The organism is Bariatricus sp. HCP28S3_A7 (genome assembly GCF_052066375.1).
Taxonomy (GTDB): domain Bacteria; phylum Bacillota; class Clostridia; order Lachnospirales; family Lachnospiraceae; genus Allocoprococcus.
In genome coordinates this window covers 19,187-28,030 of sequence record NZ_JBQHSG010000031.1, presented here as the reverse complement: position 1 = coordinate 28,030, position 8,844 = coordinate 19,187, and the positions used below count along the sequence as shown (strand labels likewise).

Sequence of the window (8,844 nt, the reverse complement as noted above, 5' to 3'; positions counted from 1 at the left end):
AGAACCGCGGGGCACGCGGGGATAGCTTATTGATACTTAGCCCTATCGGGTTATTGAGTAAGAAGCCCCTACTTCAAAGCTTTAGGGCTTAAGTAGTGGGAGCATGTCACATTGCTATGCACTCGGCAGAAAAAGAATACAAAAATCAGAAGCTGTTTTGTAAAAAATGGTCAAAAATACTGGTCAGTATATATAAAGTTTGTTACAATAGTAACAGAATGTGAGGCAAGGTGATGTAAATGACCGTTAAGAAGAAAGATCCGCTGAAGAAAAGCTTTGGATATGCATTTGAGGGAATCATGACTTGCATAAAGAAAGAGCGGAATATGAAAATCCACTGTGTTTTTACGGCGCTGGTAGTTCTGGCCGGAATCATTCTGGGAATTTCGGCGACAGAGTGGTGTATCTGCCTGACGCTGTTTGGCCTTGTGATGGCACTGGAACTGGTCAATACTTCGGTGGAAGCAGTGGTTGATCTGGTTACGGAAGAAAGAAAGCCACTGGCAAAGATTGCGAAGGATACGGCGGCGGGCGCTGTTCTGATTGCGGCGATCATGGCTGCGATTGCAGGAGGGATTATTTTTGTGCCGAAGGGACTTGCGTTTCTTGGCATCATTTAACATAGCCGGTGAGGACGGCGGGAAAGGAGAAAAAAGATGGGAAAATTAGGAGAAGGATTAAAGAAGGTTATGCTTGCAGGAGTAGGCGGAGCAGCGATCACTGCTGAGAAATCTGTTGAGATTCTGGATGAGCTGGCTAAAAAGGGCGAGGAAACCGTAGAGCGCGGCAAAGTGATGAATCAGGAGCTTAAGTATAATCTTAAGAAGACGGTGAAGGAAAATATGAATGTTTCGGTGAAGGCTTCGACACCGGAGGAGCTGGATGAGCTTCTTGAAAAGATGACACCGGAGCAGTTGGCACAGCTGAAGGAACGGATCCAGATTATGGAAGGAGACGAGAAGGAAGAAGCGTGTCAGGAGGAAGCATGTGAGTGCGAAAAAGATACTCCGGAAGAGCCGCAGGAGACGAAAGAAGAGTGCGGAGAACTGAATGAATAGCGAAAGCCGGAATTCGGAGTCAGGCGGATACGGCTCCAGATTAAAAGAGATGACGGCGGTTCTGAAAAAACATGGAATCACCAGAGGAGTTACACCGGAGAAACTGCGGCTGATTCTGGAAGACCTGGGACCGACTTACATCAAACTGGGACAGATTATGTCACTGCATTCGGACATTCTTCCGAAAAAGTATTGTGAGGAACTGATCCATTTACACTCGGAAGTGACAGCGATGCCTTTTGAACAGGTGAAAGAGGTCATTGAAGAAGCTTATGGCTTCGGATGGGACGAAGTATTTGCGGACATAGAAGAGGAGCCGCTTGGTTCGGCTTCCATTGCGCAGGTACACAGGGCGGTTTTAAAAAGCGGAGAGCAGGTGGTCGTGAAGGTCCAGCGTAAGGGAATCTACGAGATCATGGCAAGAGATATCGGCCTTCTGCACAAAGCAGTGAAGCTGGTGCCGTCGGCAACGTTGAAAGATATGGTGGATCTGGATATGGTGTTGGACGAGCTGTGGATGGTCGCGCAGGAAGAGATGAATTTCCTTGCGGAGGCGGCCAATATGGAGGAGTTCGCGAAAAAGAATCAGGAAATTGTATTCGTGGAGACGCCACGGCTCTATCGTGAGTACACGACGTCGCATGTTCTGGTAATGGAATATATTGATGGATTTGCCGTTGATGATAAGAAAAACCTGCTTGAAAATGGGTATGATCTGAATGAAATTGGGACGAAACTGGTGGATCATTACATCAAACAGGTCATGGAAGACGGATATTTTCATGCCGACCCGCATCCGGGCAACGTTCGGATCCGAAAGGGCAAGATCGTCTGGATCGATATGGGCATGATGGGACGACTCACGGAAAGGGACCGGGAACTGATCGGAAACGCAATTCAGGGCGTTGCTTTCAACGATATCGGAATGATCCAGGAAGCCGTGCTGGCACTCGGTGATTTTCGGGGAAAACCGGATCAGAGCCGGCTTTATGACGATATTACGAATCTGATGGCGAAGTACGGAACGGCTGAGATGGGCGAAATCGATGTGGCAGAATTGATGCAGGAGTTGATGGAGGTCATGAAGGAGAATCGGATTTCCATGCCTCATGGACTTACAATGCTTGCGAGAGGACTTACCAATATGGAAGGAGTCCTGGCAGAGATCTGCCCGGAGCTCAATATGGTAGAAATTGCGGCGGCGCGTATCAAGGGCAGTTTCTTCGAGAGCGACAGGTGGAAAAAAGAGTTAAAATCAGATGGAAAGCGACTGTATCGCTCACTGAATAAAGCATTTGATATTCCATCTCTGTTGGCGGATATCCTGCAGGGGCATATGAAGGGGCAGACCAAAGTCAATCTGGAACTCCATGTGTCGAAAGATCTGGCATGGCTGCTTCGGAGACTGATCAGAAATATTGTTATGGGACTTTGGGTGATGGCACTTTTGATCAGTTCCAGTATTATCTGTACGACGGATATGCGGCCGAAATTGTGGGGGATCCCGGCAGTCGGAGTTCTGGGATATCTGCTGGCATTTGTAATTGTGATGTATATATTTATTAAGCATTTTATTTCGAAGTGACCGGGTGACAAGTTCATAGTCAAGTAGCAGAAGAGGACGTGGCCATAGTCACAACCAAAAAGCGGAGCTCAGGATTGAGTTCCTTTTTTTGGTTGAGTAACTATGGCCACGTCCTCTCGGTTACCCTCCTCAAAAATGACCATTTTTCAATTTTTTATAAAATATTAATTGACTATTGGTCATTTTGTGCTATATTATATGTTGCATTTGAAAAAAGAGGAGATGAATTCAATGATTAAGGTGGGCAAATGGATTGCAAAGCATCGGGTTTTGATGCTTTTGATCGGTTTTCTGCTGGTTATCCCGTCGGTGATCGGGATAGCGAACACAAGAGTAAATTATGATCTGTTAAGTTACCTTCCGGAGCATTTGGAGACGGTGAAAGGCCAGGACATTATGGTGGATGAATACGGCATGGGTGCATTCTCCATGGTCGTGGTTGAGAATATGAAGATGAAGGATATACAGGCACTGGAAGATAAGTTCAGTGAAGTGCCGCATGTCAAAGATGTGCTCTGGTACGATGATGTGGCGGATATCAGTCTTCCTGTGGAAATGATTCCGAAGGATCTGCGAGAAGCCTTTTTTAAAGGGAATGCAACGATGATGCTGGTGCTTTTTGACGATACGACATCATCGGACAATTCAATGGAAGCGGTAGAGGAAATGCGTAAGATCGCAGATGAGCAATGCTTCATCAGTGGGATGACAGGTGTCGTCGCGGATATTAAAAATCTTGCACTGAAAGAACTTCCAATCTATGTGGTGATTGCAGCGCTCTTAAGCCTTCTGGTTCTGGAGCTGACGTCCGGATCTTTCGTGGTTCCGGTTCTATTTCTGATCAGTATCGGGCTCGCGATTCTCTACAATCTGGGAAGTAATATTTTCCTGGGAGAGACTTCTTATATTACGAAGGCGCTGACGGCTGTGCTGCAGCTTGGAGTTACGATGGACTATTCAATCTTCCTTCTGAATAGTTATGAAGAGAATAAGAGACGTTTCCCGGGAGAGAAAGAACGGGCCATGGGTCATGCGATCGCCAATACGTTCAAATCCGTAGCAGGAAGTTCGGTAACAACGATTGCCGGATTTATCGCTCTTTGCGTCATGACATTTGCACTCGGAAGAGATCTTGGAATCGTTATGGCGAAGGGCGTTCTGATTGGAGTGATCTGTTGTGTTACGATCCTTCCGTCGCTGGTTTTGGTATTTGATAAAGCGATCGAGAAGACACAGCACCGGCATTTGCTGAACAATATGGATCGGCCTTCCACATTTATCACAAAACATTATAAGGCGTGGATCCTCATTTTCCTGGTTCTTTTGTTCCCGGCAATTTACGGAAACAATCATACGGAGATTTATTATAATATTGCAGAGTCCCTTCCGGACACGCTGGACAGTAATGTTGCAAATGCAACGCTGAAAGAGGATTTTGACATGAGCAACATTCACATGGTGCTGATGGATAAGAATATGGACAGTTTGGATAAACAGAAGATGTTTGATCAGATCGATCAGGTGGAAGGGGTGAAATGGACGATCAGTAAGAATTCATTGATCGGGCCGTCTGTGCCGGATTCTATGATACCGAGTGATATTAAGAGTATGCTGCAGAGCGACGACTATGAGATCGCTTTTATCTGTTCTGAGTATGAGTCGGCGACGGATCAGGTAAATGAACAGATCGCGCAGATCGATCAAATTGTGAAATTGTATGATACAACCGGAATGGTTATCGGAGAGGCACCGCTTATGAAGGACCTTCAGGATGTCACCGATACCGATCTGATTCGGGTAAATGCGCTCTCGATCATTGCGATATTTATCATCATCATGATCGTGTTCAAATCCATTTCCCTTCCAATCATTCTGGTGGCCGTTATCGAATTTGCCATCATGGTAAATATGGCAATCCCGTATTATCAGGGAACGAGCCTCCCATTTGTGGCGAGTATCGTGATCGGTGCTATTCAGCTGGGTGCGACTGTGGATTATGCAATCCTGATGACGACCCGTTACCAGAAAGAGCGGCAGCGTGGCAAGGATAAAATGGAGGCAATCAGCATTGCACACAAAATCAGTATGCCGTCTATTATCAGCAGCGGACTGAGTTTCTTTGCGGCAACGTTCGGAGTGGCATGCTACTCTCAGGTAGAAATGATCGGTTCCATCTGTACGCTGCTCGCGCGGGGGGCCATTATCAGTATGATCGTAGTCATTCTGGTACTTCCGGCCATGTTTATGATATTTGACAAAGTAATATGCAAGACTTCCATCGGATTTCTTGGTAAAAATAAAGCAGAAAGGGCGTAGAAATCATGAATAGAAACAGTAAAATCAAACGGAAACTTACAGCTTCTCTCGCAGTGGGAATGTCGGTGATGATGAGTGCAGTTCCGGTTCTTGCGGCAGATCAGGAAGTAGTATATAAAGATGAGACAGTGTATGTAAATACGGATGCATTGGGGAATACGGATGCGATTACGGTATCCAACTGGCTGAAAAATTCCGGAAGCATTTCCGGAAATCTGACCGATCAAAGTACCCTGCAGAATATCAAAAACATTAAAGGAGAAGAGACGTTTCAGGAGGGAAATGGTAAGCTGGTATGGAATACGGACGGAAAAGATATTTACTATCAGGGAACGACCGATCAGGAGCTTCCGGTTTCTGTAAAGCTTACGTATTATCTGGACGGAAAAGAAATAAAGCCCGATGAGCTGAAGGGAAAGAGCGGACATCTGACGATTCAGGTGGATTATGAGAATCGTGAGAAAAAAACGGTGGATGTGGATGGAACGAAAGAAGAGGTCTATACACCGTTTGTTATGATGACAGGAATGATCCTTTCAAATGATACGTTTAACAACGTCACGATCGATAACGGGAAAATTATTTCCGATGGAAACAGGAGCATTGTTCTGGGGTTTGGAATGCCTGGCTTAAGGGAGAGTCTGGATCTGGATGAGAAGAAGGATGCAGGGGCGCAGCTTACCATACCGGAAAGCCTGAAGATTGAAGCAGATGTTACTGATTTTTCGATGTCTGCTACATTTACCATAGCTCTTTCAGATCTTCTGGATGATATGGATCTGAACGATATCGCAGACTTCGATGAGCTGCAGGATTCTCTGGATGAGCTGGAAGATGCGGCGTTGGAACTGGTCAGCGGGTCCGGAGCGCTTTCGGATGGAGCCACATCGCTTGCGGATGGTGTAAATAGTTATACAGAAGGTGCCGATGAACTGAACGATGCGATTCAGATGTATCTTGGCAAAAACGGAACGTTAAGCGGCAGTGTGACCGAGTATGTGGACGGAGTCAATAAGGTGGCCAAGGGAGTACAGGATTACACAGACGGAGCCAATGCGCTGGCTGACGGCGTGACCTCCTATGTGACAGGAGAGCAGCAGCTTGCAGCCGGAGCAGCCCAGCTTACGGAACTTGGCAGCGGACTGCAGATGGTACAGTCTGCGATTCAAAAATTGAGTCTTGCGACGGATGGAGAAGGGGACTCGGCAGAGGATATCAAAGCCGCGGCCAAAGAACTGGCGGCTGGAACGGCTGCACTGAAAGAAGCTCTTGGAACGAAAGAAGTTCAGATGCTTCTGGGAACGGTAGATTCTATGGTGAAGACCGGGAATGAAATGATTGATGCGACAGGACAAATGGAGTCGGAACTGAAGGAAGGTGTTGCGGCTCCGGTGCAGAACATCGCAGTCACGCTGCAGCAGATGCAGAGCCGGCTGGCAACGATCAATCAGCAGCTTGCCGGCCTTCAGAGAGAATGCCAGAAAGAGGCAGACAGCCTGAATCAAAAGATCAATGCCTATAATCAGACGGTCAATCAGGCAAAGAAGGCGGCAGCAGACAGTAAAAGTCAGATGAATGCTTCGATTCAGACACTACAAGAGCAGCTAAATCGTACAACAGATGAAACTGCGAGAGCAGAACTGGAAGCTTCGATTCAGGCGTTACAGAAAGCTCAGAATGCGGCAGATGGAATCAATCAGCTTTCCACAATGGAAAAAGCCAGCATAGAAATCCCGACCATTGATACAACTGCATTCCAGGGATGGTTTGTTTCCCTTTCAGAAAACATGAAGACGTTTTCTGATACGGCTGAAAATCTGAAGGTACAGCTTGCAGAAATGGGAGAGAGATTGAGCGAGATCCAGAAGGTAAAAGAAAGTCTTCCATCTGATTCTATCCAGGAACTGACGACAAAGATCGACATGCTGGATGGCGGAATGCAGAGACTGAATGCTGCGATCGGAGGAGAAGGCGGATTATCCGAAAGTCTTGCTTCGTTAAATGCGGCGACAGCAGAACAGTTCCCGAAAGCAATCAGCGGTATCCATGCATTGAATGATGGATTTGAAACACTTGGCGAGTACAATGCTTCTCTCCTCGAAGGGGCAGCGAAGCTGAAAGCCGGAAGTGAGTCACTGGTTACTGGCATCGGTACCTTACAGAGTGGAACCAATCAGCTTGCAAGCGGCCTGAATACACTTGGCACACAGATGTCAGCAGGATCAGCAAAACTCACATCAAACAGTGAGGCTCTTCGGAGCGGGGCATCTGAGCTTCAGTCAGGAGCAGCCGAGCTGGCAGAGGGAATGCGCAAGTTTGACAGAGAAGGTACCAGTAAGCTGAAGAATACCGTGGAAGAGGAACTTGGCGATATCCTTGACAGACTGGATGCGTTGATGTCGGATGACTGTGCATATCAGACATTCAGCGGAAAAGACAGCTCGATGGACGGAAATGTAAAATTCGTGATCGAGACGGAGGCAATAGAATAGGACAGTATATTCTGTTGTGAAGAAATACCGGGTACACAGCCCTGCCCTGGCGGTGGCTGTGTACCCGGTATTTTCGCTGTATTTTTAATCTGATGTGGATTACTTTTGTGATTTGGCCAATTCTGATTCTAAAAGTGCAATGGATTTTTTGAGGGAATCAATGGTATCAAAAGCTTCTTCCAGTTTTTGGGTTGCCGTATTGAACTCTTGTATTGTGGCATCGCGTTCCTGCTTTGCAACATCACGTTCCAGCTTCATTTTATTCAGCTCTCTTTTCGCACGTTCCAGCTCCTTTAGTTGTCCGAATTCAGTCAAATGATCCCCGGTGAGTGCCATACAGCTCCATTTGTGAATACACCGATTATCCATAACGGATAAAAGAAGTGGAAGTCTCAGAATGAAACTTCCGAAGTAGAAGGGTTATAGTATAGTGTTATGGAAAATGCGACAGTTGTGTTCCATGAAAAGAGTATATAGAAATATGTACACTGTTCTTTTTCCTGATTTTTTGGTACAATATTTTCAAATTCGAAAGGTAATAAGGTGTTATTATTATGAAAGCGACTGTGTTAGTTGATAATATTTCATGTAATGAACTGGCCGGTGAGTGGGGATTAAGTATCTACATTGAATACGGAGATAAGAAGATCTTGCTGGATACCGGCGCGTCAGAACTTTTTCTGGAAAATGCTGAGAAAATGGGAGTATCCATAAAAGAGGTTGACTATGCCGTACTTTCGCACGCGCACTATGATCACTCGAATGGGATGAAAGCATTTTTTGAAAATAATGATAAATCAAAATTTTATCTGCAAGAAGGGGCAGCCGAAAACTGTTATTTCAAAAAATGGATTTTCCACAAATATATTGGTCTGCCCAGGAATATCCTGACTGACTATAAAGACAGAATTGTATATGTGAAGGAAGATTATGAGCTTTGTAAAGGGGTATATCTGATTTCCCATAAGACAGAGGGACTGAGACAGCTTGGTAAAAGGGAAAAGATGTATCAGAAGAAGCCGGATGGATGGCAGCCGGATGATTTTTCACATGAACAGAGTCTTGTGTTTGACACGGATAAGGGGCTGGTGATCTTTAACAGCTGTTCTCATGGCGGGGCTGCAAATATCATCCGTGAGGTAGCGGATACATTTGCCGGAAAGAAGGTGTATGGCCTGATCGGAGGATTTCATTTGTACAATAAATCCGAAGAGGAAATACGGACCTTAGCTGGGAAAATAAAAGAAACCGGTATTGCCTATGTATGCACGGGTCACTGCACGAAAGATAAAGCTTACGGAATTCTCAAAGAGGAACTTGGCGGGATGCTGCATCAGCTGCATGTGAATCTAATCATGGAATTCTGAGTCCATTGATGAATGTACAGGAAGAA

Annotated in this window: 7 protein-coding genes; 6 read left to right on the top strand and 1 reads right to left on the bottom strand. The window is 45.8% G+C overall.

Annotation, left to right across the window (positions count from 1 at the left end; genetic code table 11):
• The first annotated feature begins 239 nt into the window (after positions 1–239).
• From ACTNA4_RS14170 to ACTNA4_RS14150, 5 genes are all read left to right on the top strand, one after another.
• Positions 240–620, top strand: coding sequence for a diacylglycerol kinase family protein (locus ACTNA4_RS14170; RefSeq protein WP_427808738.1), 381 nt, complete (start codon positions 240–242; stop codon positions 618–620).
• A 36-nt stretch (positions 621–656) separates the two neighbouring features.
• Positions 657–1,058, top strand: coding sequence for a hypothetical protein (locus tag ACTNA4_RS14165; RefSeq protein WP_427808737.1), 402 nt, complete (start codon positions 657–659; stop codon positions 1,056–1,058).
• Entirely contained in the window at positions 1,051–2,643 is a 1,593-nt protein-coding gene (locus ACTNA4_RS14160; protein ID WP_441030669.1) for an ABC1 kinase family protein, read from the top strand. Before ACTNA4_RS14165 ends, ACTNA4_RS14160 begins: the two co-directional genes overlap by 8 nt.
• A gap of 231 nt (positions 2,644–2,874) precedes the next feature.
• Complete coding sequence (locus ACTNA4_RS14155) at positions 2,875–4,959, top strand: efflux RND transporter permease subunit (protein WP_441030668.1); 2,085 nt, start codon at positions 2,875–2,877, stop codon at positions 4,957–4,959.
• A gap of 5 nt (positions 4,960–4,964) precedes the next feature.
• Entirely contained in the window at positions 4,965–7,451 is a 2,487-nt protein-coding gene (locus ACTNA4_RS14150; RefSeq protein ID WP_441030667.1) for a hypothetical protein, read from the top strand.
• A gap of 99 nt (positions 7,452–7,550) precedes the next feature.
• On the opposite strand, the gene ACTNA4_RS14145 is transcribed toward ACTNA4_RS14150, so the two are convergent.
• Positions 7,551–7,787 carry a hypothetical protein gene (locus ACTNA4_RS14145; RefSeq protein ID WP_441030666.1) on the bottom strand — a complete coding sequence of 79 codons (237 nt, stop codon included), beginning with the start codon at positions 7,785–7,787 and terminating at the stop codon, positions 7,551–7,553.
• 218 nt (positions 7,788–8,005) lie between these two features.
• Between ACTNA4_RS14145 and ACTNA4_RS14140 the strand changes: the two genes are divergently transcribed.
• Positions 8,006–8,818, top strand: coding sequence for an MBL fold metallo-hydrolase (locus ACTNA4_RS14140; protein WP_441030664.1), 813 nt, complete (start codon positions 8,006–8,008; stop codon positions 8,816–8,818).
• The last annotated feature ends 26 nt before the right edge of the window (positions 8,819–8,844 follow it).